Here is a 25,640-nt window from a genome sequence, read left to right as displayed (position 1 = left end):
CGGCCCATTACCGAGGTGCGGTCTCGGCTCCCGGCCCCGCCTCCGACCCACCGGGCGAACCCGATGCCCCCCAGCCGGTCGTGATACCGAGCAGTTCCTCGACGGCGGCGATGTCACCGGCCAGCTCGACGGTGAGCTTGGTCCGTAGATCGCCGTCCATCGGATCGGACGGCGCTTCGTTGCGGGGCGTTACGTCGGCCACCACATGTCGGGGCAGGCCCAAACGGTCGGTTATTTGATCGACGGTCGCCTGTGGATCGGCGTAGAACGTCTCGGCGGTCACGACCAGCATCCGATCCCGACCAAACGCATCGAACCACCGCCGCAGCATCGGCGCATAGCGGCCCTGGTCGACATAGCTCTGATGGCGGTGCGGGAACGATGCGTAGGTCGGGTCGGCCAGAATGCGGGCCTCCTCCCCGGCGGTGCGCTCGGCCTCGGCCTCGATCGCCGCGGCGAAGTTCAGCGTCTCGGTGTGACGACGGCGTTCCTTCCAGTGCGAGAACGCCCGGTCGACCGGATTGCGCAAAACTGCGACCACCAGTGCGTCGGGCGCCACCGCAGCCGCCCGCTGGGGAGCGAGCGGATGGTACAGGTCGTACGGCGACGATTCGCCGGCGACCGGGTGAAAGCCCAACCTTGCCCCGACCCGGGCGCGGGTGCGCTCGTGGGCGAAATGCGAGCGCCACCACCGCTCCCCGCGGTGCCACTCATCGGACAGGAAATAGGTGCCCTTGGAGTTGGGCGTGGGGAACTGGGCGAGCAGGCCGGGATGCTGAGACAGGTAGTGCCACAGCGAGGTGGTTCCACCCCGTTTGGCGCCGATGATCAACAGTTCGGGCGGCGGACGCCTGGACGCTGTGGCGACGCCGTAGCCGCGCAGGGCCGCTTTGGCGCCGTCGGCGAGCCGGTCCCCGAAGCGATGGCCGCGGAGGCGCTCTCGCAATGACCGTGTGATGGCCGGCTGGTCAGTCAAGTTCGCGCCTCCGGAACTCCGCAGGACGTTCCTGTACGCGGGGAGACGCGGGGGCGATCGCCGGCCCGTTTCGGTGCGTCGATCTCCTGGTGCGGCGCTCGCCGTCGAGGCGCTCCCAGCGGTCCCGCTGCACCAGCCCGGCGGCAACCCCGACGATCGGCAGCTGCGGGAGCAGCCCGTAGAACCCGAACTGCAGCACGAAGATGAGGAAGACCACCGCCGACCACACCTCCACCTCTCGTCGCGTTCGCAGCGCGATGTTTGCCGTCCGCACCATCCAGACCAAAAACAGTGCGAGGGCGATGAACCCGTGGTTGTACATGATCCACCAGACCAGCCCGTGGGTACCGACCGGCGGGGTGTTCTCCCGGGGGGTCGGCGCACCCCACCCGGTCAGGGGCGACTCCAGAGCGCCGCCCCAAGCGTCCTCATACAGGGCTCCCCGGGACTCGTTGCTCGCCGTGGCGGTCTCGATTTTGGTGAGCGCCAAGGCGCCCAGCGGTGTCACCACCAGCGTCACCGCTGCCACCACGGTGACCGTGGCGGCCACCTTCAGGCCGGTCCAGTCGCCGCTGACCGCTCGCCGAACCGCCCAGTAGACCAGCATGAGGACGATCGACATCCACAGGCCACGGTTGAACGACAGCACCATCGGGACCGAGGCCAAGGCCAACATCACGTGTCCGAACCGCCGACGTCGGGGCACCGACGAACGGACGAAGGCCGAAAAGAAGAACGGCAGCGTCAACCCGACGGTCGAACCCCAGCCGTTGGCGTAGGCCATCGGCGCCGAAGGGCGGGCCAACGTGTACCCGAGATAGTTGGTCACCTCGGCGAGGCGCAGGCTGCTGACCGAGTCGATGAAGCCGGCGCGGCCGATCCCAGTGGGCAGCACGAGCTGCAACACGCTGGGGGCCTCGAAGGTTCCGGCGACGAGGACGAGGTACCCGAAGGCGATGAGACCGACGAAGAGGAGGCCCATCCAGCGGTGAACCACCTCGGTGGGCAGCCGCTGCCGGGGCACGTTGGCAAACCACACCAAACAGCACCACATCGAGGCCATGATCGCCCACCGATACCCAAACAGCACCAGCCCCTCGACGTTCTTCAGGTGGATGCCCGATGCCCCGACCATGACCAGGAAACCGGCGAGGGCAATCGCGCCGGTGGGCATCCGGAACCGACTTGGGCGGGCGACGATCACCAGTCCGAAGCTCACCACCGGCAGAATCCACACATACGGGTACAGCCCGAGCACCCAGAGGACGGGGAGCCCGTAGGCCCAGATCGACACCGGCCAGCCGACCGCCAGGTACCTGCGAGCACCTTGCAGGGGCGCCGAACGATCAGCGAATCGACCGCGCTGGGTTCGGGCATCAGCGGATCGACGACGTGGTGTGCCGCCATTGACCAGCTCGGCCTCGAGCGGGCGGGTGCCCTGGACTGCACCGACACCGCCCGTGTCCGTCGTGGCGACGTCATCGACAACCGGTGGGCTGGTCATGTCAGCATCGCTTCGAGCGCGCGGGAAAGGTTGGCGGCTCCCGGGCTGATGCCGCTGGTCAGCGGCGGTACGGCGAACAACCCGGGCTGCGCCAGCAGCTGGTCGAGATGGGCGCGCAGTTCGGCCTCGCTCGTCGCTGTCCGGACCATGCTGCGCTCGCTGAGCAGAGCGGCGAAGGCCACTTGATGGTCATCGACCGCCTCGTCCAGCCCACCCCGACGGGGGACGACCACCGGTCGGACCCCAGCCCGCAAGGCGTCGATCACCGTCCCCGGCCCCGCCCCGCAGACGACGGCATCCGCCTCGTTGATCAGCGCGAGCAGCTCGGCCGAGCCGAGTGCCCCATCGATCCGCTTGGCCGCACCACCCGGATCGCGAGCGGTGCCGAGCTGGATCACCATCCGGGCATCGGTGGCGTGGTCGTCGGCCCACCGCGCCGCCCAAGCGACCAGACGATCGAAGGAATGGAAGTCCGTCCCGACCGTGACGACGATCAGCGGCGCCCCCGAAGCGGACGACACCGTGCCCGGCGCCCCGACCTCGCCGGCGCACTCGTCCACCTCGTTGGCGGGTACTACCGCATCATCAAGCGAATCGGGCCAGATCGTGCCCATCACCTTCGCGTTGGGATACAGCGAGGCCTGCTCCGGCCATTGCACCCACATCGCGTCGGTGAACCTTCGCACCAGCCGACCTGTCACCGTGGCCGAGTCGATCCGGTCGTACACCTCGAGGTAGGCGGTACGGGCCCCGAGTAGGCGACCCAACCAGAAAAAGGGGACGGCAACCCCGGCCCCGGTCGACACGATCAGGTCGGGTCGCAGCCGACGCAACTCCGACCAGGCGAGGCCCAGGTTTCGCACCAGGTTGCGAAGGTTGCGCGTCGTCGGCCGATACGCCCAGGTGACCTCCTCGCCAACGAGCCGAGAGGTCACGTCCGGGACATCGAAGCTGACCCACACCCGCCGGTGGGCCCCCCAAAAATCCTTCAGCTCCAGTAGATGCGACAGGTGACCGCCCGAGGACGCCACCAGCATGATCAGCGGGTCATCCCCGATCGCTCGGCGAGCTCCAAACCACTTCGCCACCTCGATCAGCCACCGATCCGACGACGGTTCATCGCAGGACCACCACACCGGCGAGGTGAGCATCGACCAAGCGAAGTCCTTCCAGCGTCGCCGCCAGCGCGTTGCGATCGGTCAACCTCAGCTCGGCAGCGACCAGCACCCCATCGGCCTGCGGAGCCAGCGCAAGCGCGTCGGCAAACTCCGTCGCCGAGGGTGCGATCATCACGACCTCGTCGAAGTGCACACGATCGGGGTCGGCCAGCGCTTTCTTGAGCGACGAGAACCGGTGCAACCCCTCCCTGGCCTCGTCTCGAGACCCGACAGGCAAGAGCGAAAGGCCCGGACAACCCGGGATTTCGAGCACGGCATCCTCGATCTTGACCGACTCGGCCAGCACTTCGCCCAGACCGGGCCCGGGGGGCACAGAAAAATAGGCGTCCAAGGTGTCGTCCCGCGGGTTGGACCAGATGAGCAGGGTACGGGCGCCCTCGCGCCCCAGCGCAACCGAAAGGTTGGCGGCCACCTCCTCGGCCAGGTTGGCTCCGGCGGACGTGACCAGAAGATATCGAGGCCAAGGGCCTGGCCCGCCATCGAGGCGAAGTGCCAGGCGGCGATAGTTTTCCGCCTCTGGGCTGTCGACCTGGCTGATCTCTCCCGGGGAGCGACCGCGATGTGACCGGCCGAGCCAAGCCCGCGGTCCGCCGGCACCACCGTTCTGGTCGGCGATCATGTCGATCGGCGACGGGTGGACCACCTGTTGCAGGTCCTGAGCGCTTCGGAGCTTGGGGTCGGCGGAGTCGTAGACGAGGGCGACGAGAAACCCGAGGATCGTCGCAACAGCGACCGCCCCGATCAGCACCACCCCTGCGGTCAGGGCGCCGCTGGCATCCGGCAGCGAGGCGGGCGTGACCACGTAACCCGGCGTCACGTCCAGCGCCTCCCATGCGGACAGGTCGGCCAGTGTCTTGCTCTGCTGTGCAAGTTGTGAGGTCAGCCGGGCGTTGAGCACGGACCCGGTCCCTTGACCCCCTTGGGGGTCGATCCCCTCGAGTTGTTCGGTTGTGTTCTCGATCAGCTTGTCGAGGTTGCTGCGCTGTTCGTCGAGGGCGTCGACCTTCTCGGCCTTACGAGACTCCTCCTGATCCGTTCGTACGTCGAGATAGCTGTCGACCAGTGCCTGGGCACCGGCCTGGGCACGTGCCGGCTTGTCACTCTGATAGGTCACGTCCAGCGTCAAACTGTCGGGAACCACCTCGACCGTCGAGGCATCCCGCAGCCCGCTCATGGTCGTCCCGTCGTCCAGCTCGTTGGCCGCCCGCCGCGTCACCTCGTCCGAGCGAAGGATGCTCTTCTGGGTGGCTGTCAGCGTGGCCGCCGTGACGGCTCCCCCACCGACGGCTTCCGGGCTGTCGCTCACCTGTCTGAGCACCAGGCGTGCCGTCGATTCGTAGCTGGGTTGAGCCAAGGCAAGGTAGGCGCCTCCGGCCACAGCACCGAGCACCGCTGCGAGCACGATGATCCAAAGCCGTCTCCGGACCACACTCAGGTAGTCCGCCAGCGTCATGGTTTCGTCACCGTCCATCGGTGCCTCCCGGCATTGTGGGGAATTGGCGACGAGAATCGTCGCTCAGGTCGAGTAGCGGGGCACTGCCCGCGCTGCCGGCGGGGTGTTCCGCTCGTCCGGCGATGTTGGCCGCCGGCCCGACCGGACTCAGTTGAGCAGGGTCAGCCATCAGATCGTCCAGCCCGGTCTCGCTTCGGAAGCGCCACATGCCGGCCCCAAACGCACCGAGACCGACGAGAGTGGCCAGGAACAGGCCGGTCGGCGTGGCGCCCGCGACCACCCGGAAGAACGCGGCCGGCACACCGACCGTCACCGTGGCGATGCCAGCGGCCCACAGGGCGGTTCTGCTGACCATGTCGACCTGCATCTGCCGGTGGGCCTGCGAAGCCGGCAAGGCGGCGGACAGGACGAGCGTCAACGCCCAGACGACGCCGGCGCCGGTGATCCCCAGCCACGGGATCAACAACAGGTTGCCGACGACGTTGAACGTCACGGCGGCCGCCGCGTTGCCCATCGCTTGCGAGCTGCGACCCCCCATCAGAATCACCGAGGCGGCCGGACCGAACAGCGAGAACACCATCAGCCCGAGCGACAAGGCGAGCAGCGCCCCCTCGGCGGCGAGCACCTGCTCGCCGAAGACGCCGAGCAGCACCGGGGCGAACGCGATCACGAGCAGGTACATCGGCCAGGTGATCGCCGTCTGCCATCCGGCGGCGGTCCGCACCAGGTGGGAGGTGGCCCGATAACGATGCCGCGTCATCAGACCGGACACCCTGGGGCCGACCACCTGCATGAGCGCCTCCCCGACGAACGCGCCGATGAGGACATAGCGGGTGCCCGATGCGTAGATGCCCGCAGCGCTGGTCGAGATGAGCGCGCTGACCAGCAGCGTGTCGATCCAGGCGATCGACACCTCGAACGTTTGTCCGGCGGCGCGCGGTGCGCTGAAGGCCCAGAAGGAACGGGTGGTCGCCAACCACGCCGCACGATCGAGGCGCTGGGCGCCCAGGTGCGCCGACGTTCCCGGGGTCGCCGACGCGGCGCCATGCTCCTCCGGAACGATCGGCGTTTGGCAGGCCCGTTGCATCAGGCGTCGGGTGACGATAACCGCTGGGACGAGGGCAACCAGGTTGGTCGCCGCCCAGGCCCGGGCCACCGCAACCACGTCGCCACCCAGACGGGTGGTGACCAGGACGACGATCGGCAACAGCGCGGCCCGGCCGATCTTCTCGATCGCGGCCTGGGGCCACATCACGTCATAGCCACGCGTCGCCGACACCAGAACGGTCTCGAACACAGCAAAGGGAAGAAACGGTGCCAGCGCGGCAAGGACCTTGGACAGTTGCCCCACCGTCTCGCCGTCGGCGAACAGTTGGGCAATGCTGTCCGAATGGGTGCCGAGCACCCAGGCGAAGCACACGCTGATCACCGTGACCGGAACGAGGCCAACCCACATCGTGGGGGCGATCAGGTCGGGCGTGCGCTCGGCCCGAAGGCGCGAGACCCACCGGATGAGGCCGGTGGCGGCGCCCAGTTCGGCCACCCGAGCCAGGATGTTGAATGCGGCGATCGCCACGAGGGCGACGCCGGCGGCGGTGATGCCGAGCTCGCGGTTGAGCACCCAGAGCAGCGCGAAGTTGGAGGCGCCGTACACGAGCGCTCCGACGAGGTTGAGTGCGCCCCCTCGGGCGACGCCGCCGAGGTGGTTTTGGTCGGATGAACCCTCGTCCGGTTCTGCGCTACCCGAGCGCGCTGTGGCGTCGCCCTGCGGGACCTCGCTCATCGCAGCGGATCCGCTCGTCTGGAGCGGGCGACCAACGCCTCACACAGGGCGGGGAGGTCGTCCAACAGCCGTTCGGCACCGGGCGCCCCCAATCGGGAGGCATTCACCGAACGAGCCGCCAGCTCCAACACATGGGCGGCGGCGATCACCGGATCGGTCTCGCGGCCGACCCCCAACGAGTCCAGGTGGTGTGCACCGTGAAGGCACGCTGCGTCGAGCGCTGCCACCAAGCCGGCCCCTTCGACGATCCGGGCCTGTTGGTAGTACCAGTGATACGCGTCGAGGCCGACGGGACGGTCGGCCCCCGAGTACTCCCAGTCCCAGACCCACAGTTGACTGACGGTACGGGCGACGTTCCACGGCACCCAGTCACCGTGCCATCGACCGAGCAGCACGGCGCTCGCTCCGAGTTGGTCGCTCACCATCGCCCAGGCGTCCGCGAAGAGCGTGTGCGCCCAACTTGGCACCCCGCCGGGGTCATCGACGAGCCGATCGGCCCAAGCGGCTCCGCCGGAGGAACCGAACGCCGCCATCCGCACGGGTCCGTCCAGGCCGGCCACGTCGGCCAACGCCTGCGGAAACGGTCCGTCGTCCTCGGTCACGCGGGTCACGTCGGGTGGCATCGGGGCGGTCACCGACACCACGGTGTTGCGCCAACTGAAGCGGTCGATCGCCAAGGGGCTGACAAAACTGCGATCCGGGAGACCCGCCAGCTGAGTGACGGCGTCGGCCTCGGCCGTCACCTGCGTTCGGGTCAGGTCGGTCCACCCCACCTTGGCGTAGCCCACCGGGCTTCCGGCCCGGTCGAACAGCTGAAGCGTTGGAGTCCAGAACGGGTCGACCACTCGCGGCGACGTGGCCGCGCAGAGCTCGTCGTATCCGAGACGGCGAGCGAGCTCGTCGACCAGCGAAGCCGGGGGGTCGCCCTCGGACGCTGCGAACCGGCCGGATGGAGTGCCGCTGGTCATCGGGGTGCCCCGCATCCGCTGCACGAGGCCGAACCGCAGGCCCCAACCGACCGCAGCGCGACGACGGGCGATCGACGGGGGACGGAGCCCGTTGTAGGCCAGGCAGCTGGCGACCGCCGCCTTCCGGTGGGTCACCGGCACGTAGAACTTGGGGTTGGCGGCGTTGGGAAGCGCGAGGTGGGTCACCGCATCGCCCGCGGCTGCCCGTCGAAGGCCGAGCAGTTCGCCGAGCACGGCCACCGCCTCGTCCACATCCGCCGCATCGGCGGAAGGGGATGGTTCGGTCCGGACCGCGAACGAACGCCTGCCGGCTGCAAGGTTGCCGGTCATATGCCCCGCCCTCGACGGTTGAGCGCCGCCACCACGCGGTCGGGCGGCAACAGGCGGGCGCACACGCCGAGCGCCAAGTAGGCCCGGGGCTGACGCCAGTCGGCCCTGAGGGTGTCACCGATGAGCGAGCGGGCCCGCGGGTCACGCACCGCAGCGGCGGCGAAGGCTCGCTGGCCGAGCACCCTGGAGTGGCCTCGAGGGTGCTCGACAAACTCGGGGAACGCATCCAGCAGGTAGCCCAGTGCGCTGTCGATCGTCCTCCAGCGCTCGGCGAAGGAAGAATGTCCGCCCCAACCAATACGCACCAGCGCAGCTCGGCTGGTCGGCAACGGGTGGCGGCGAGCCGCCCGGAGCACGAACTCGTAATCCTCGGCGTAGCCGCCGGGGATGTGCTCGTCGGCACCGCCCAGGCGGTTCGGGTCCAGAAACGCCTCACGCCGCACCATGGCGGTGACGAAGGCCACCTCCATCACACGATCATCGAGCAGATCACCCAAGCTGATCTCGTCGGTCTTCAGCGGCCGGGGAATGAGCTCGCCCCGATGGTCCACCTCAAGGCCGCACACCACGACGTCAGCGTCGGGTCGCTCCTCGAGCAGGGCCACCTGTGCCTCGGTCTTGCCGGGAAGCCAGGTGTCGTCATCGTCGCAAAAGCCCAGGTACTCGCCGGTCGCAGCCGCCGCACCGCAGTTGCGTCCGCCGGGCAGTCCCTTGCGGTGTGTGTTGGCCATCACGGTGACCGGCCGCTCGGCATCGTCGGAGTTCAGCGACTGATCCGGTGCGGTTCCGTCGAAGACGACCACGGTCTCGATCACCCCGTCGTATCGCTGTTCTCGAATGGAACGGATCGCCTGACGCAAGAGCACCGGACGGTCGACGGTGCAGATGACCGCCGAGACGGTCGGGCGGCGCAGGGCCAGCGGTGGGTCTGCGGGCTGCCCGTGAGCGTTGGTTTCCATCGTGCGGCCGCCTCTCAAACGTAGCGGCCTCACCTGTTCCGCCATGTCCATCCCGCTACGTGCTCACGACCGCTGTCCCGCCTAGGACGCCTTGATGATAGCCCAGCTTGTCGTCATTGTTTCTGTCGGAAGACCGGCACCGCCAGGCCACGAGTCATCGGTCACAAACCCCGGCGCAACCCCGCCGTCGGGTGGGACCTGACCGACGACCTCAGCGGGCGCCGGCGGCCATCGCTGCGGCAACCGAGGCGGCCACGTCGGTGGTCCGGTCGATGTCGGAGTCCTGATGGGCGAGCGACGGGAACATCACCTCGTAGGGTCCGGGTGCCAGGGCGATGCCGGCGTCCAACATGCCGTGGAAGAACTGCGGGTATCGACCGAGCGACACCGACGCCCGCGCCCCCTCAAAATCGAGCGGCAATTCCGGCCCGAAAAACAGGCCGACGAGCGGCCCGACCCGAGGCACCCGCGCCTCCACACCGGCGTCGGCAAACGCCCGGCGCAGCCCTTTGGCGAGGCGTTCCGCCGTCCGCTCGAGCTGCTGGTAGGCATCGACGGTCAACAGATCCAGCACTGCGAGCCCGGCGGCGGTGGCCAGCGGGTTACCGGACAGCGTACCGGCCTGGTACACCGGCCCGAGGGGGGAGATCTGAGCCATCAGCTCCGTTGACCCGCCGTAGGCGCCGACCGGCAGCCCGCCGCCGATCACCTTGCCGAAGCACCACAGGTCGGGATGGACCGACAGGAACTCGCTGGCGCCCCCTCGCGCCAGGCGGAACCCGCAGATCACCTCATCGAACAACAGCAGTGCACCGACCCGGTCGCACTCGGAGCGCAGGCCTTCCAGAAAGCCGGACCGGGGGGCGATCAGGCCCATGTTGGCGGCGACCGGCTCGACGATGACGACGGCGACGGACTCATCGAGCGTCGGTACGACGTTGTAGGGCACCACGATCGTGTCCGCCACCGCACCGGCGGTCACACCGGCCGAATCGGGCGTTGCGGTCTCGCCCAGGTCAAGGCCCTCGATGACACCCGACCCGGCGGATGCCAACAGCGCGTCCGAGTGGCCGTGATAGTTGCCGACGAACTTGACGATCTTGTCGCGGCCGGTGGCGCCTCTGGCCAGCCGGATCGCCGACATGGTCGCCTCGGTGCCCGACGAGACCAGCCGTACCTGCTCCATGCCGTCGATGCGATCGACCAGCGCTTCGGCCAGGTTCACTTCACCGGCGGTGGGCGCCCCAAACGTCGTCCCCCGCTTGGCGGCGTTCTCGATGGCGGCGATCACCACGGGGTGAGCGTGGCCGAGGATCGAGGCCCCGTAGCTCTGCACGTAGTCGAGGAACACCGTTCCCTCGATGTCGGTGACGAAGGCGCCCTGGCCCTCGGCGATGAAGTTGGGGGTGCCACCCACCGATCGGAAGGCCCGCACCGGCGAGTTCACGCCGCCGGGCATCACCTTCAATCCGCGCGTGAACAGGTCGTGGTTGGTCGTCATCAGGCCTCCGGTTCTTCGACGCGGCTCAACGCTGGGCGAACAGCTCGGCCACGCGGCGGGCAAAATAGGTGAGGATGAAGTCGGCGCCGGCGCGTCGGATGGCCAGCAGTTGTTCAAGCGCAGCGGCGTTCAGGTCGAGCCAGCCCCGCTCGGCAGCGGCGTGCAGCGCGGCGTACTCGCCCGACACCTGATAAGCGGCGAGGGGCACGTCGACCTGCTCCCGGACTCGGGCGATCACGTCCAGGTAGGTGAGGGCGGGCTTCACCATCACCATGTCGGCACCCTCGGCGATATCGAGGCGGATCTCCTCGGCGGCCTCCCGGGCGTTGGCCGGGTCCTGTTGGTAGCCCCGCCGATCGCCACCGTCTGCGATCGTCACGTCGACCGCATCCCGGAAGGGGCCATAGAAGGCCGAGGCGTACTTGGCCGAGTAGGCCAGGATGGCGACATCGGTCGCTCCGTCGCCGTCGAGCGCCTCCCTGATGGCTCGGACCTGGCCGTCCATCATGCCGGATGGGGCGACGACGTCCACCCCGGCGGCGGCCTGGGCGCTGGCCACCCGACGGTACAGATCGACGGTGGCGTCGTTGTCCACCCGACCAGCTTGATCGACCACCCCACAGTGCCCATGGTCGGTGTATTCGTCGAGGCACAGGTCGGCCATCACCACCATCGAGTCACCCACCTCGGCCTTCAGGTCGGCGATCGCCAGCTGCACGATGCCGTCGGGATCCCATGCGCCCGAACCGGTGGCATCCTTGCGCTCGGGGACCCCGAACAGGATCAACCCGGGGACGCCCAACTCGGCCAGGGCCACCGCCTCGGCCCGCAGCGAATCCCGGGTGTGCTGAACCACTCCCGGCAGGCTTTCGATCGGCCAAGGGGCTTCGATGCCCTCCCGCACGAACAACGGTGCGACGAGATCGTCCACGCCCAGCCGGGCCTCGGCAACCAGGCGGCGCATCACCGGTGTGGTGCGCATCCGGCGAGGGCGGCGGCCGGCGAGAGCGGGCGAGTCAATGTCCACGCCGACCATGGTACCGCCGCCTTCCCGGTCGCCGCCTCGGCCGCCAACGGTGGCCGGCGTCAGCCTGGTGGGCGGTCGTAGTTGTCGTCGTGGACATGGCGAAAGGTGAGCGACACCCGGGGGCCCACCGGACGACGCGTCTTGGGCACGCAGTGCTGCCACCGGTGCTGGCAGGCGCCACCCATCACCAACAAATCACCATGGCCGGCGGTCAGCGTGACCGGCGCCGGCCCGGCTGCGATCGGACGAAGCCGGAAGCTGCGACGCTCGCCGAGCACGACGATGGCGATCGTGGGGTGACGCACCTCACGACGGTTGCGATCGGCGTGCCAGGCGACCGAGTCGTCACCGTCGCGATAGAAGTTGGCGCCCATCGAGATGAATCGGCGCTCGTAGCGACGCTCGAGCACATCCCAGGCGGAGCTCAGCGACGGGTGCGGCAGCTCATCGCTCAGCCCCCACCAAGCGGTCAGGCGGGGTTCGGCGACCATGCGGTCGTACATGCGCACCCGGCGCTGACGCCATCGCACGGTGTCCAGCAACTCGGCCAGCAGCTCGTCGGCGCCGCTCATCCAGCCGGGCGCCACTTCGACCCACGACGACTCGTCCAGCGCCCGCTGTTCACAGGATGCGAAGCCCAGGTCGACGGCCGGCGCACCGGTGTCGAACAACGTCGGTTGGAGGGTTTGCCCCCCACTCACGAACATATGTTCGTACTCTACTCGTCCATGCCCTCCGTCGCAGCCGCATTTTCAGCGTTCTGCGATCTGATGCTCTTGGCGTGAACCGGGACGGTCACGACGACGGTGCGCGGGCGGGAGCGCAAGCGGCGGCTCAGCGCCAAGGCACTCTGGTTGTGCAACATGTTGTCCCACCAATGGGCCTCGACATAGTCCGGGATGATGACGGTGGTCACCCCGTTGTGGTCCCGCGACTCGATCTTCTCGATGTGGTTCAGCAGCGGGGCGGTCAGCTCCCGGTAGGGCGACGGGATCACCTCGAGTGGGAACCCCGGCCGACGCTTGTCCCACTCCCGTCGCACCCGCTCGGTGGCCACGGGATCGACCGACACGTGCACCGCATGGAGGTGGTCCGGCTTGAGCGAGCGGGCATAGGCCAGCGCATCGAGTGTGCCGCGATGGACGCCACCCACCAACAACACGACCGAGTTTCCCCCCACGTCGGGGCGGTAGCCCACCGGGGGGCGCAGGTCCTCGCCCACCCGCCGGTAGTGCTCGGAAACCATCCGGAACCCGAGCACCACCATGGGGATCATCACCACCGGGACCCACGCGCCGATCGTGAACTTGGAGACGACGACGACCGCGAGCACCACGGCGGTCATGACCGCTCCCACCCCGTTGACGACGGCCTTGCGTTTCCAGTTGGGCTCCTTCAGCTTCAGGTGGTGGCGCACCATGCCGGTTTGGGAGAGGGTGAACCCGGTGAAGACGCCCACCGCGTACAGCGGGATGAGGGCCGAGGTGTCCCCCCGAAACACGATGAGCAGCGCGATGGCCAGCCCGGCCAGCATCAGGATGCCGTTGGAGAAGACCAACCGATCGCCGCGGCTGACGAACTGGCGAGGTAGGAACCCATCTCGGGCCACGATCGATGCCAGCCGCGGGAAGTCGGCGAACGCGGTGTTGGCGGCCAGCACCAGGATGGCGAACGTCGCGAACTGGAGGATGAGATACGGGGGGGTTCCGTTGCCGAACACCGCACGTCCCAGGATGGACAGCAGCGTCTCGTCGGGCGTGATCGTCGGCTGCAGGCGGTGGGCCAACAGCGCGGTGCCGAAGAACCCGACCCCGAGGATGACCCCCATCCAGGTGAGCGTGGTGGCGGCATTGCGCGACTCCGGCTTCTTGAACGCCGGCACCCCGTTGGAGATCGCCTCGACACCGGTCAACGCCACCGCCCCGGACGAGAACGCCCGCAGCAACAGAAAGGGCGTGAGCATCCCCAGCGTGGAGCCGTTGTCGGTCAACTCGGCAAGCGCACCCACGTTGGGTGGGAGCGGGGCGAGGTTGCCGGTGTAGGAGCGGATCAGGCCGGCAGCGATCAGCGCACCGAGGGCCAGCATGTACATGAACGTCGGCCCGGCGAAGAGCCGGCCCGACTCGCGCAATCCCCGAAGGTTGCCGACCGCTATCAGGGCGACGAACCCGACACAGATCTCGACGCGGAACGCAAACAACGCCGGGTAGGCCGAGGTGATGGCGGCGACGCCGGCCGACACCGAGACGGCAGCGGTGAGCACGTAGTCGACCAGCAGCGACGCTCCGGCGACGAGGGCCGGGGTGACGCCCAGGTTCTCCCTGGACACCACATAGGAACCGCCGCCGTTGGGGTAAGCGTGGATCGTCTGGCGGTACGAGGAGATCACGACGACGAGCAACACGCACACGACGATGGCGATGGGGATGAGGTCCTCGAGGGCCGCCAGCGCCACGACCGGCACCAGCACCCGCAGGATCTCCTCCGAGGCATACGCGGTCGACGAGATCGCATCCGAGGCCAGCACCGCCAGCGCTGTCGGTTTGCCCAACCGTTCGCGGCTCTCTGCGAACGAGGGGATCGGGCGTCCGACGAGGCGCCGCTTCAGCTGAGCGTAGGAACGAGGCATCGCGGTGCGACCTCAGGTTGTGAGAAGGATCAGCTCGCTGGTTCGAGGAGTCGATGGCCAGGGCGCTGAAAGGTCACCCTACGCCCGGCAGGGGCCCACCGGTCTGCCTATCCCCGTGGTTGCCGTGCGGTCAGCTCGCGGAACAACGCCACCTCAGCAGGGTCGTACGCGGTGCCGTCACCGTGCAGCAGGTCGTGAAACCAGGGTGCGCCCTCCGGGGTGGACCGAACCCAGGACGCCCACGGGAACCTGGTCTGGGTGCGGCCATCGACCAACCCCCAGCAGTAGGCGCTCACCCCGTGCCGTTGGAAGGTGGCCAGCTGGGACGCCGGCGACTTGGGCCGGGCGAGCCACTCGGTGCACACCAGCGGCCGGCCCGACCGGGCCAGGCCCGCGATCGTCGCTTCGAGTGCGTCGTCGCCCACGTAGGCGTGAAAGGAGATGACGTCGGATCGCTCCAGCGCGATGCGAGCCACCCGCGAGGCCCGCTCGGGGTGCCGGTCGGGAAACAGGAACACCCCGACGGTGAGGGGCTGAGCAGGATCGACGGCGGCGGCCCAATCCCACACCTGGTCGAGCAGATCGGCGACCAACGCCGACTTACCCGCCGGGTCGCGTCCTGCCCAGGCCGGGTTGGGTGAATCAGGCTCGTTGAACAGGTCCCAGGCGATCACCCGATCGTCGTCGCCAAAGCGGCCCACCACCGCCTCGACGTAGGCCCGCAGAGATCGCCAGCGGCTCCGGTCGGCCAGCACGGTGGCCCCCGGCCCCTGCACCCAGGTGGAATTGTGCACGCCGGGGCGAGGGTGACGCTGCTCACCGGGCCGGGGATCGGGATCCCAGACGCCGTCGAAGAGCACGGGCATCACCGAAATGCCGTGACCGGCGGCCAGGTTGAGCACCCGATCGATGCGGTCAAGGAATGCGTCGCCCTCCAGCTCCCACATCAGGTCGTGGAGAAACAGGCGGATGCTGTTCATGCCCAGCGCTGCGGCCCATCCGAGCTCCCGGTCGATCGTGGCCGGATCGAACGTGTCCAGCTGCCACAGCTCGAGCTGGTTGGAGGCGGTCGAGGGGGTGAAGTTGCAGCCGACCAGCCAACCGGCGCAATCCGCCCATGCCTGCGAACGCTCGACACCCCAGCGGGCACGGCTTCTCAGCCTGGGGTGGCGACCGATACCCCGGGTGCGCAACGCTGCCCCGACGAACCCACCGATCATGCCCAGGTGGTTACCCACGGACCCTCCCCGTGCCGTCGAGAACGGCCTATCTCGACGGGGAGTAGCCGGCCCGGTCGAGCGCCCAAGCCAGGTAGTGATCGGGCAGCTTGGCCAAACCCTCGGCGGTCGGGGAATCGAAGCCGGCGAGCAGGTCCGCCGCCCGCCCGTTCCAGTCCCGAGCGGCGTCAAGGGCCAACCGCACCCCGTCGGAGCGGCGCACCAGCTCGTTGGCCTCGGCCACCGCGGCATCGTCGGTTCGCCGCTCGAGTAGTTCGGCCAAGCGCTCGCCCTCGGGACCGTCGAGCGCGTAGATCACGGGAAGCGTAAACACGCCCTCACCGATGTCGTTCCCGGCGGGCTTGCCCAACTTCTCGCTGCTCGCCACCACATCCAGAACGTCGTCGACGATCTGAAAAGCCATCCCAAAGCCCTCACCGAACGCAGCCAGAGCGTCGACCTCCATCAGGCTCATTCCGGCCGCCTGGGCGCCCACCGTGGCCGAGCAACGCATCAGCGCCGCGGTCTTCCCCCGGATCGACGCCTCGTAGTCGGCGACACTGCGGTGCGGATCGCCCTGACGGGCGACCTCGCGACCTTGGCCGGCCGCCAAGTCGGCGATGGTCCGGGCCAGGCTGTGGGCCACCTCCTTCGACACCGACGCCGCCTGGATGCCGGCGACAGCCAGCAGATAATCGCCCACCAGGATCGCCCAGTTCAGCCCCTCGCGGGCGTTCACCGTCTCAACGCCCCGACGGGTTTTGGCATGGTCCATCAGGTCGTCGTGCACCAACGAGCCCACCTGCACCAATTCGACCGCAACACCGGCAGCGGTGACGTGATCGTTGGCGGGAGCGCCGCCCACCGCAGCCGCAGCGATCGTCAACGTCGGCCGCAGCCGCTTGCCGCCGCCGGTCACCACCCGAATGCCCGGCTCGACCAGCTCGTCGAGGGTCCCGTCCCGGCGAAGCACGTCGACCATCGTCGACTCGAGCGCATCGAGATCGGCGACCAGCGACGGCAGGGCCAGCAGCTCAGACAGCTCGTCAAGGTCCATGGGTCAGGAGCCTACGGTTGTTGCCGGGCGGCTCCCAGACCGCACCCAACCGTGTTCACAGCCAAGCGAGCGCTGCCGGTGTTCACGGCGACGCCGCACGTTGCTCGCTCACTCGGTGACCGCGGCACCCATCCGACGGCGGCGCGATTGGTACTCGGCCACCGCCGAGTACAGATGCCAGGCGCGGAAGTCGGGCCAGAGCGTTTCGGTGAACACGAACTCGGCGTAGCTGGCCTGCCACAGCAAGAAGTTGGACAGGCGGTGCTCGGCCGACGTCCGCACGACCAGGTCCACGTCCGGCATCTCGGGAAGATAGAGGCGGGCCTCCAGGTCGGCCTCGGTCATCGTCTGGGGATCGACGGCGTCAACCATCAACGTCCGGACAGCATCGATGATCTCGGCCCGGCCGCCGTAGTTGAACGCGATCACCAACTGAAGCTTGGAGTTGTGGGCGGTGCGGGCGGAGATGTCGTTGAGGTAGTCGCGCGACCGTTGCGGGATGCGTTCGTCATCGAGCCGACCGACGAAACGGATGCGCACGCCGAGCTCACGAAGCTCCTCGACGCGGGTCTCGTGCAACAGCCACTCGGAGAAGTCCATCAGAAAGCTGATCTCGGCCGGATTGCGCCGCCAGTTCTCGGTGGAGAACGCATACAGCGACAGCCATTCGACACCCAGGTTGAGGGCGCCGTGCACGGAGGAATAGACGGCGGCCTCGGCGGCGCGGTGCCCTTCGGTGCGCTCGGTCTGGCGCATGAGTGCCCAGCGGCCGTTGCCATCCATGATCGCACCGACATGGCGCGGGATCTCACCGCTGAGAACCCGTTCCAGCTCGGGCTGCTCGATAATGCGCATAGCCCGGACGCTACCGGTTGGGCATCACCCAGCCACACACGCCGACAGCAGGCGGGCACCAAGGCACAACCGCACACCGTGGCGGTCCGAGCGCTGAAGGGGACGGGCTACGCCGGCCCGAGGCAGCCGATGAGGGCGGCGGTGAGGCCGGGAAGGGTGTGCGGATCGGCCTCGGCGTCAACGTCCACCCCTAGATTCCGGGCGGTCGTGGCGCTGATCGGCCCGATGCATGCGACGACCGGAGGCATCGCATCGATGCCGAACCGTGACAGGAAGCCGGTCACCGTCGACGACGACGTGAAGGCGACCGCGTCCGCCTGGGCCACCTTGGCACCCAAGTCGGGGTCGGGCGGGGGCGTCACCGTGCGGTAGGCGGCGGCGTCGTCCACCGCCCACCCCCGAGCAATCAGGCCCTCGGGCAGCACGTCGCGACCCACCTCCGCTCGTGCCAACAGCAGCCGAGCCCCGGAGCTCGGCGGGTCGCCCAGCGCCTCGAGCAGGGACTCGGCGACCGCCCGGTCGGCCACGAGGTCGACGTCCAGGCCACCCTCGGACAACGCCGCCTCGGTGCCCGGTCCGATCGCCGCCAAAGCGATTCCGGCGGGCATCACGGCCCCGCCTGCGGGCAGCGAACCGCCGCGATTCGGCGCAACCTGGTCGCGATCAGTCGGTCGACCAACACCATTCGTCTGTGCATCGGCAGCGTCGAGCTCGGCGAGAAAGCGCCGAGCGCCGGTCGGAGAGGTCAACACGACGGTGGCGTAGTCCTCGAGGTGGCGCACCGCAGCAGCCAAGGCTGCGCCCCCGTCGCTCGGTGGTTCGGTGGCGATGCAGGGCGCAACGATCGTCGTCGCCCCAAGCGCCCCCAACGCCTCGCACAGCTCCTCGGCGGTCTCCGCCGACCGGGTGACGACGATGCTGCGGCCGTTCAGCGGCAGGGCAGCGTCCTGCGGCTCCCCCGGGCCGGAGCGGTTCACGACCGGCCGGTCGCCAGCAGCTTTCGGGCGAGCTCGAGCCCCAGCACGATGGGGCCATCGCCCGAGGCGTCGCCGGTGAGCTTCGCCCGGGCGGGACGGGCCCCACCGACGTCGAGCACCCCGATGATCGACAACGTCGATCCGTCGAGGGTGGCGTAGGCGCCTGCCGGCATGTAGCAGTCGCCGCCGAGCTCGGCCAGAAATGAACGCTCGGCCTCGACACAGACCCGGGTCGGCCGGTCGTCGAGGTCGGCCAGCACCGCCAGCGTGGCGGCATCATCGGAGCGACATTCGACCGCCACCGCCCCCTGGCCCACCTGGGGGCAAAACATGGCGGGCGACAGCAGTTCGGCGGCCCGGTCCTCGATGCCCAGGCGCTCCAGGGCGGCCGCAGCGACGACGATGGCGTCCAGCTCACCAACCCGTCCCAGGCGCGTGGCAATGTTGCCCCGAAGGCCGACCACGTCGAGGTCGGGCCGCAGGTCGAGCAGCTGTGCCTTGCGTCGAGCCGACCCGGTGCCGACCTTGGCACCGGTGGGTAGGTCGATCATGCGGGAACCGGCCAACGCATCCCTGGGGTCGCCGCGCGGCAGAAGCGCGGCGATCACCAGGCCGTCGGGACCGGCCGCCGGGAGATCCTTCGCGGAGTGAACCGCCACGTCGGCCCGACCATCGAGCAGCGCGGCCTGCACCTCCTTGACGAACACGCCCTTGCCGCCGATGACCTCGAGGGGCACGTCGGTTCGTCGATCTCCCTCGGTCGACACCTCGACCAGCACGCTTCCCACCTCCGGGTGGGCCGCGCTGATCGCCTCGGCGGTTGCCTCGGCCTGCCAGCGGGCCAGCGGGCTCGCCCGCGTGGCCAGGCGGACGGGATCGGCAGCGCTCAAGGCAGGTCGAACAGGTCGTGAAGGGCCTCTGCGAGGCGATCGCCCCGGAGCGTTCCCGCCTGCTCCCGCAGCCGCACCGACGGCTGGTGCAGCCACTTGGCCAGCATGCCCTTGGTCAGCTGTTCCACCAGCGCCCGGGTGTCGTCGTCGAGGGCCTCGAGCTTGGACGCATGGCGGTCGAGTTCGAGCAGGCGAAGCTGTTCGGCCCGCGTTCGAACCGACGCGATGATCGGTCCGGCGGCTCGGGCGGTGGTGGCGTTGTGGTACCGCAGCACCTCGTCCTCGACGATGATCGTGGCCGAGGCCACCTCGTCGCGACGACGGTCCAGCCCGGCCTCGGTGCGGCGGGCGACGTCGTCCATGTCGAAGAGCCCCACCCCGTCCAGCTCGTCAACCGCCGGGTCGACGTCGCGGGGCATGGCGATGTCGACGATCACCAGCTCGGCTGCGGTCCGGGCCGCTCGGCGGTGGGCCAGCGCCCCGGCGATCTGGCCGACGCCCAGGATGGTCTCGGTCGACGAGGTACCGCACAGCACCGCATCGGCGGTCGCCAGCTCGGCGGGCAGATCGACCAGGGCGCAGGCCCGGCCACCCACCTCGTCGGCCAGCTGCGCTCCCCGCGCTGCGGTGCGGTTGGCGACGACGACGAGCGACCCTGCCTGGGACAACGAACGGGCCATCGAGGTGGCCATCTTTCCGGCCCCCACCACGGCGACCGTCGCACCCTCAAGTGAGCCGTCGTCACCCAGGCGGTCGCGGGCGATCTCGATCGCTGCCTGGGCGACCGAGGCGGTGTGATGGGCGATCGACGTCTCGGTACGCACCCGCTTACCCGCGCCGAGGGCATGGCGGAAGGCCAGCTCGAGCGTCGGGCCAAGGGTGCCCTCCTCCTCGGCCATGCGCTGGGCCTGGCGCACTTGGCCCTGCACCTCCACCTCGCCGAGCACGGCCGAATCCAGCCCGGCCGCAACCGAAAACAGATGCTCGATCGCCTCCTCGTCCCAAAGGACGGTCAGGTGGGGCAGAAAACGGTCCGGGGCGACATCGGACAGGTCGACCAGCAGGTCGCGGAGGTCCTCGAACGCACCGTGGAAACGCTCGGCTTTGACGTAGATCTCGGTGCGGTTGCAGGTGGCGAGGACCACAGCCTCGGACACGTGGTCGCGCGCGGTCAGGGCCGCCAACAGCTTCGGGGTGTCGTCTGCGGTCACGGCAAACCGCTCAAACACCTCCAAGGGGAGGTCGCGGTGTGTGACTCCGATGAGCAACACTGACACGTTGCCGGCTCCTCACACTCCGGCGACGAGGCTCGCCGGAACCCCTCCAGCTTGGTCGGTTCAGGCCTCGCGCGCCAAGCGGGTGTCAGCGGACACGCCGAGGGAGGCCGCCGGACCGTCCAACGGGTTGCTGCCGGCGTCCGGGGGCGCCTCCGGGGACGACCCGGGGCGAGTTCGACCCTGGTAGAACGACAGCACCTGCAATTCGAGTGCCAGGTCGACGTTGCGCAACAACACCCAGTCGGGGACCGACAAGACGACCGGCGCAAAGTTGAGGATCGAGCTCACGCCGGCAGCGACCAGCTGGTCGGCGACATCCTGGGCGACGGTCGGGGGCGTCGTGATGATGCCGATGACGATGGCGCCCTCGGCGACCAAGCGGGGTAGATCGTCGTCGCTGTGGACCGCCACCGCGCCGATGTGGGTCCCCCACTTGTCGTCGTCGGCATCGACGATCGCCGCCACCGAGAAGCCCCGCCCGGCCCCCGCCAGATAGTTGACCAGCGCGGCGCCCAGGTTGCCCGCCCCCACGATGACGCAGGGCCAGTCCTGGGAGAGCCCGAGTTGCCGGCTCATCTCCATCATCAGCCGGGTGACGTCGTAGCCGACCCCGCGGATCCCATAGCTGCCCAGGAACGACAGGTCTTTGCGAACCTTGGCGGCGTTGACCCCGGCCAACTCGGCTAGACGGTCCGAGCTGATCGTCGATGCCCCGGCGTCGCGTTCGGCCACCACCGCCCTCAGGTAGACCGGCAGGCGTGCGACCGTCGCTCCGGGGATGGCGTCGCCGGTGCGAGCGGAGTGGAACTCTGGGCCGTGCCCGCCCGGGCGATCCTCGGTCATCACATGACCGTAACCACCTTGTTCGAGAATTCACAATGTCACCTCGAACGCTGCTCGCACTTGGTCAGTCGGTCGTGTGAGGCTTCCATTCGCCCACCTGCGCCGACGGCGGCTTGGGGAGCATGCGGCGCAGCACCTTGCCGCCGAGGTCCTGGGGGACCTCCTCGGTAAACCAGATCTTCTTGGGGCACTTGTACCGGGCCAGGCGGGTCTGGCTGTAGCGGATCACGCCCTCCTCCTCGAGCGACGCTCCGTCGCTGACCACCACGTAGGCAACGACCGATTCGCCCGTGCTCGGGTGGGGAACGCCGACGACGACGCAGTCGTCCACCTGGGGGTGCGTGCGGATGGCGTTCTCAACCTCGGCGGGGAACACGTTGAACCCGGACACGATGATCAAGTCCTTGCTGCGGTCGACCAGAAACACGTAGCCGTCATCGTCGACGACCGCGATGTCGCCGGTGTGCAGCCAGCCGTCGCCGTCGAGCGCATCGGCGGTGGCCTCGGGCTCGTCGAGGTAGCCGGAGAAGACGTTGGGGCCCCGAACCAGCAGCTCGCCGGGATCGCCGATCAGTACGTCGCCGCCGTCGCGGTCGACCAGGCGCACCTCCAGCCCGGGCACGGGAATGCCGACCGACCCGTGCGGGGCATCGGTGCCGTACGAGCTGCACACCACCGGCGCCGCCTCGGTGAGCCCGTAGCCCTCCCAAAGGCGCACCCCGAAGCGCTCCTCGAACGCCCTGGAGACCTTCTCGGGCAGCCGGGCGGCCCCGGAGACTGCGATCCGGACCGAGGCGAACACGTCGGCGGGCAGGTCGGGCAGGTTGAGCCACGACGACCACATCGTCGGCGGACCGACCGCCACGGTCACCCCGTGCTTCTGCATCGACTCGAGCGCCAGCACCGGATCGAAGCGCTCGATCAGCAGCGTCGAGGCCCCGACCGAAAGGGACGAGGACAGCACCGAGTTGAGACCCATGATGTGGCTGAGCGGAGCGACCCCCAGGGTGACGTCATCGGCCCGCACCCGATCCTCGGCCGAGGCCTTCTGCTGTTCGATGTTCACCGACAGCGCAGCGTGGCTGAGGATGGCCGGCTTGGGCGACCCGGCGGTGCCCGACGTGAAGGCGAGCACGGCGGGGGCATCCCCGTCGAGCTCGACCCGGTCGGTGGGTTCACACTCGATCAGCTTCTCGAAGGTGGTGCCGCCCTCCGGGGTGAACCCGCACCCGATGACGAACTCGACGTCGTCGAGGGCACCTTCGGTGTTGGCGGTGACCAACGCCCGGGCCGACGGGCCGGCGATCAGCGCCCGAGCCTGCACCGCGTCGAGCTCCTCCTTCACGGCCAGCGCCGGCGTGGTCGGATCGATCGGCACCGCCACCATGCCGGCGCCGACCACCGCCAGGTAGCCGACGACGAAGTAGCGGTTGTTCGACGCGATGATCGCCACCCGGTCGCCTGGACACAGCCCGAGCTCGGTCAGGCCCGCCCTCAGCCCCCCGACCTGACGGCGCAGTACCCCATAGGTGGTCGGTCGGCCACGGCTCAGCACCGCTACGCGGTCGTCGTCGTGCCCGTCGATAATGCTGCCCAGGTTCACTCGTACCTCCCTCGGCCAGGCTAACCGCGGCGACCCGCTCCAGGCGCTGGGATCGGGAGCGACCTGTACGGTCCAGGGCAGATCATCCGCCCGGGTCCTACCGAAACGGGCTCCTCACCCCTGACCGGCGGCCATCCAGAACTGAAATCCGGCCGCCCCCAGGATCACCAACAACAAAATTGCCACTGCGATCGTCGTTCCGGCTCTCATCGGTGTTGCCTTCCTGCATACGGGGTTCCTGAACACGGGGTTCCGGCACGCTGGGTTCCGGAACGCTGGGTTCTGAGAATGCCAGAGGCGCCAGCGAGCCGATCACCCATCGGTCGGCTCCGGAGCCGAGCGTTGCCCCAACGCTACCGGCGTTGTCACCCCGGGCTCGTCCGCGCCGGCTGCGAGGGTCACCTGATCCCCCGGGCTCACCCCGAGATCGTCGGCCGCCGAGGCACCGTCGGCCAGAAGCGACACCATGCCCAGGTGGTCGGTCCACCACCCGAGCCCGCGCTGTGCGTCGGTGCGTTCGACGACCAGCCGAGCCGTGCGCAGTGCCTCACCGACCGTGATCGACAACCGTTCACCGAACGCAGCCAGCTCCTCGGCCTCGACGTTCAGCTGCACATCGCCAAAGCGGTCGATGCTGAGCACCTCCGCCCCCAGCGAACCGTCCTCGGCCTCCTGGGCGAGCGGCACCAACCCGGGGCGCAGGGTCATCGGGTCGACCGGGGTGCCCAGCTGCTCCAGTGGGGTGCCGCCGACCAGCGCTGCCGCCACCGGCACGAGAACATCGCGGCCGGGATGGCTGCGCCCCGGGCTGGCCAGATGGTGCTCGTCTGCGTCGAGGATCACCGCCCGCTCGGCGCCGCCCACCATCGCCATCGCCGGCGCCAACAACCCGTTGTCCGGTCCGAGAAAATAGGCCTGGCCGCCGCTCAGCTCGATGGCGACCAGCCTGCCGCCAGCCGCCGACTCCGGTGCGACGAGGGCGATGACCACCCCCGGGGCCAACCACTGCACGCTTCGGGCCAGCCGCAGCGCCCCGCCGCGCACGTCCCGGGGGTCGATGTCGTGGGTGAGGTCGACCACCAGGGTCTGGGGCGCCAGCTGGGCGAGCACAGAGTGCATCACGCCGATCAACTCGTCGTCGTGACCCAGATCGGACATCAAGGTGATGACGGGGGCGGGTTCCGCTGCGGGGGTCGGGGCCATGCCCGCACGGTAGCGCCGCACCGCTGTCACCGAGCCCTCGGGGGCCCGACGGACGCGTCAGCCGGCGCCGAGCAGACGCGACCGCTCGGTGGCAGCGGCGACCGCCGCAGCAAACGCCCCGCGCACCGCCCGATCTTCGAGTGCACGGAGCCCTGCGGCGGTCGTTCCACCTGGCGAGGTCACCCCGGCGCGCAGCTCGCCGGCCGACTGGCCGGACTCGGCCAGCATCATTCCGGCGCCCCGCACCGTGCCGACGACCAGCCGCTCGGCCACCGGACGGGGCAGCCCCTCCGCCACGGCAGCCTCGATGAGCGCCTCGGCCACCAAAAAGACGTAAGCGGGCCCGGATCCGGAGATGCCGGTGACCGCGTCGAGCTGCGCTTCGCTCACCCGCACCACGTCTCCGACCGCGCCGAGGATGCCCTCCGCCCAGACCAACACGGTCTCGTCGGCTTCCGAGCCGGGGGCAAGCGCGGCCACCCCGGCACCGACGAGGGCCGGGGTGTTGGGCATGGCCCGAACCACGGCGACGCCCGGGCCGGCCGCCACCTCCAACCGGCCGAGCGGCACGCCCGCCGCCACCGACAACACGGTGTCAACCCCGGCGGCCACCGCTTTGCTCACCGCTGCGGCCACATCGTCGGGCTTGACGGCGATCACGGTCGGCGCCGCCGTCGGAACGTCGCCCAGCACCAGCTGCGGATATGTCACCCGAAGCTGTTCGCGTCGGGCGGGCAGCGCCTCGACCACGGCGATCTCCTCGGCCCGCAGCTCACCGGACCGGATCAGGCCAGCGATGATCGCTTCGCCCATGCGCCCCCCGCCGACGAACTGCACGGCGATGCCGGAGGAGCGGATTCCTGCCGGTGGTGAGCCAACCTCGGAAGCGGACGATTCGACCATGACGGGAAGCTACTCGTCCGGCGCTCAGCCGTCCTTGGCGAAGCTCAGCCGCACGGCGGTACCGAAAGCGTCCTCCACGGCACCGTAAAAGCTGCCCAGGGTGCGGTCGAGTTCGTCGTGGCTGACGTGCTCGAGCGACAGCTTCGACCGCAAAAACACCGCGTCCTCATCGCCGATGCAGAACGCCACATCGTCGGTGCTGCGGTTGCGACGGAGCAGGTGCTCGTAAAAGCGCTCGGCGTTCCGTTCGGGCGGCGGCGTGAAGTACGCCTCGAAGTGCAGGCTGCGCTGATGGGCGCTCACCCACAGCGACCACACTCCCTTGGCCTCGCCGAGCACCCGCAAGAACCATCGCTCACCGTCCAGGGACCGTCCCGGCGTCTCGTCCCGCACGACGGCATCGATCATCGGGTAACCCGCCGCCTCGTCGAGCCAGGCGTGCAACGCATCGGTCGCAGCCCGGGTGACGTCGGCGTCGGGAGGGGGTCGATCGGCCATGGCGGTCAC

Annotated in this window: 22 protein-coding genes; all 22 read right to left on the bottom strand. The window is 69.2% G+C overall.

Features of this window, described 5'->3' with window-relative positions:
- Positions 1-7: 7 nt before the first annotated feature.
- The 22 genes from IPN02_10610 to IPN02_10505 all read right to left on the bottom strand — a co-directional run bounded on the left by IPN02_10610 (position 8) and on the right by IPN02_10505 (position 25,631).
- A complete protein-coding gene (locus IPN02_10610; protein ID MBK9297259.1) occupies positions 8-976 on the bottom strand; it encodes a sulfotransferase in 969 nt (322 codons plus the stop codon).
- A complete protein-coding gene (locus tag IPN02_10605) occupies positions 969-2,480 on the bottom strand; it encodes an O-antigen ligase family protein (protein MBK9297258.1) in 1,512 nt (503 codons plus the stop codon). Before IPN02_10605 ends, IPN02_10610 begins: the two co-directional genes overlap by 8 nt.
- The gene (locus tag IPN02_10600; protein ID MBK9297257.1) at positions 2,477-3,631 is read right to left on the bottom strand and encodes a hypothetical protein; all 1,155 of its coding nucleotides are present in this window, start codon (positions 3,629-3,631) and stop codon (positions 2,477-2,479) included. Before IPN02_10600 ends, IPN02_10605 begins: the two co-directional genes overlap by 4 nt.
- A complete protein-coding gene (locus IPN02_10595) occupies positions 3,597-5,129 on the bottom strand; it encodes a hypothetical protein (GenBank protein ID MBK9297256.1) in 1,533 nt (510 codons plus the stop codon). Before IPN02_10595 ends, IPN02_10600 begins: the two co-directional genes overlap by 35 nt.
- Positions 5,119-6,894, bottom strand: coding sequence for a polysaccharide biosynthesis protein (locus tag IPN02_10590; protein ID MBK9297255.1), 1,776 nt, complete (start codon positions 6,892-6,894; stop codon positions 5,119-5,121). The genes IPN02_10595 and IPN02_10590 overlap by 11 nt, the downstream gene beginning before the upstream one ends.
- Positions 6,891-8,192 carry a hypothetical protein gene (locus IPN02_10585; protein MBK9297254.1) on the bottom strand — a complete coding sequence of 434 codons (1,302 nt, stop codon included), beginning with the start codon at positions 8,190-8,192 and terminating at the stop codon, positions 6,891-6,893. The genes IPN02_10590 and IPN02_10585 overlap by 4 nt, the downstream gene beginning before the upstream one ends.
- Positions 8,189-9,151 carry a glycosyltransferase family 2 protein gene (locus IPN02_10580; GenBank protein ID MBK9297253.1) on the bottom strand — a complete coding sequence of 321 codons (963 nt, stop codon included), beginning with the start codon at positions 9,149-9,151 and terminating at the stop codon, positions 8,189-8,191. The genes IPN02_10585 and IPN02_10580 overlap by 4 nt, the downstream gene beginning before the upstream one ends.
- Before the next feature lie 211 nt (positions 9,152-9,362).
- A complete protein-coding gene (locus IPN02_10575) occupies positions 9,363-10,652 on the bottom strand; it encodes a glutamate-1-semialdehyde 2,1-aminomutase (GenBank protein MBK9297252.1) in 1,290 nt (429 codons plus the stop codon).
- Between the two features lie 25 nt (positions 10,653-10,677).
- Positions 10,678-11,688, bottom strand: coding sequence for a porphobilinogen synthase (hemB, locus tag IPN02_10570; protein ID MBK9297251.1), 1,011 nt, complete (start codon positions 11,686-11,688; stop codon positions 10,678-10,680).
- 50 nt (positions 11,689-11,738) lie between these two features.
- Complete coding sequence (locus IPN02_10565; protein MBK9297250.1) at positions 11,739-12,386, bottom strand: alpha-ketoglutarate-dependent dioxygenase AlkB; 648 nt, start codon at positions 12,384-12,386, stop codon at positions 11,739-11,741.
- A gap of 11 nt (positions 12,387-12,397) precedes the next feature.
- Positions 12,398-14,308, bottom strand: coding sequence for an APC family permease (locus IPN02_10560; protein ID MBK9297249.1), 1,911 nt, complete (start codon positions 14,306-14,308; stop codon positions 12,398-12,400).
- A gap of 107 nt (positions 14,309-14,415) precedes the next feature.
- Positions 14,416-15,528, bottom strand: a complete 1,113-nt coding sequence (locus IPN02_10555) for a cellulase family glycosylhydrolase (protein MBK9297248.1) — start codon at positions 15,526-15,528, stop codon at positions 14,416-14,418.
- Positions 15,529-15,574: 46 nt separating this feature from the next.
- Positions 15,575-16,582: a polyprenyl synthetase family protein gene (locus IPN02_10550; GenBank protein ID MBK9297247.1), complete on the bottom strand. Its 1,008-nt coding sequence runs from the start codon at positions 16,580-16,582 to the stop codon at positions 15,575-15,577.
- Positions 16,583-16,690: 108 nt separating this feature from the next.
- Complete coding sequence (uppS, locus tag IPN02_10545) at positions 16,691-17,437, bottom strand: di-trans,poly-cis-decaprenylcistransferase (GenBank protein MBK9297246.1); 747 nt, start codon at positions 17,435-17,437, stop codon at positions 16,691-16,693.
- Between the two features lie 107 nt (positions 17,438-17,544).
- Positions 17,545-18,414, bottom strand: a complete 870-nt coding sequence (locus tag IPN02_10540; protein ID MBK9297245.1) for a uroporphyrinogen-III synthase — start codon at positions 18,412-18,414, stop codon at positions 17,545-17,547.
- Entirely contained in the window at positions 18,411-19,304 is an 894-nt protein-coding gene (hemC, locus tag IPN02_10535) for a hydroxymethylbilane synthase (GenBank protein ID MBK9297244.1), read from the bottom strand. Before hemC ends, IPN02_10540 begins: the two co-directional genes overlap by 4 nt.
- Positions 19,301-20,581 carry a glutamyl-tRNA reductase gene (locus IPN02_10530; protein MBK9297243.1) on the bottom strand — a complete coding sequence of 427 codons (1,281 nt, stop codon included), beginning with the start codon at positions 20,579-20,581 and terminating at the stop codon, positions 19,301-19,303. The genes hemC and IPN02_10530 overlap by 4 nt, the downstream gene beginning before the upstream one ends.
- A gap of 60 nt (positions 20,582-20,641) precedes the next feature.
- Positions 20,642-21,424 carry a redox-sensing transcriptional repressor Rex gene (locus IPN02_10525; protein MBK9297242.1) on the bottom strand — a complete coding sequence of 261 codons (783 nt, stop codon included), beginning with the start codon at positions 21,422-21,424 and terminating at the stop codon, positions 20,642-20,644.
- A gap of 64 nt (positions 21,425-21,488) precedes the next feature.
- Positions 21,489-23,027, bottom strand: a complete 1,539-nt coding sequence (locus IPN02_10520; protein ID MBK9297241.1) for an AMP-binding protein — start codon at positions 23,025-23,027, stop codon at positions 21,489-21,491.
- 312 nt (positions 23,028-23,339) lie between these two features.
- Entirely contained in the window at positions 23,340-24,230 is an 891-nt protein-coding gene (locus IPN02_10515) for an SAM-dependent chlorinase/fluorinase (protein ID MBK9297240.1), read from the bottom strand.
- Positions 24,231-24,287: 57 nt separating this feature from the next.
- Positions 24,288-25,133: a pyrroline-5-carboxylate reductase gene (proC, locus tag IPN02_10510; protein ID MBK9297239.1), complete on the bottom strand. Its 846-nt coding sequence runs from the start codon at positions 25,131-25,133 to the stop codon at positions 24,288-24,290.
- Positions 25,134-25,157: 24 nt separating this feature from the next.
- Entirely contained in the window at positions 25,158-25,631 is a 474-nt protein-coding gene (locus tag IPN02_10505; protein MBK9297238.1) for a type III secretion system chaperone, read from the bottom strand.
- Between the last annotated feature and the right edge of the window lie 9 nt (positions 25,632-25,640).

Source organism: Candidatus Microthrix subdominans (assembly GCA_016719385.1).
Classification (GTDB): domain Bacteria; phylum Actinomycetota; class Acidimicrobiia; order Acidimicrobiales; family Microtrichaceae; genus Microthrix; species Microthrix subdominans.
The sequence above is the reverse complement of the archived record's forward strand: the minus strand, read 5'-3'. Positions and strand labels throughout refer to the sequence as shown.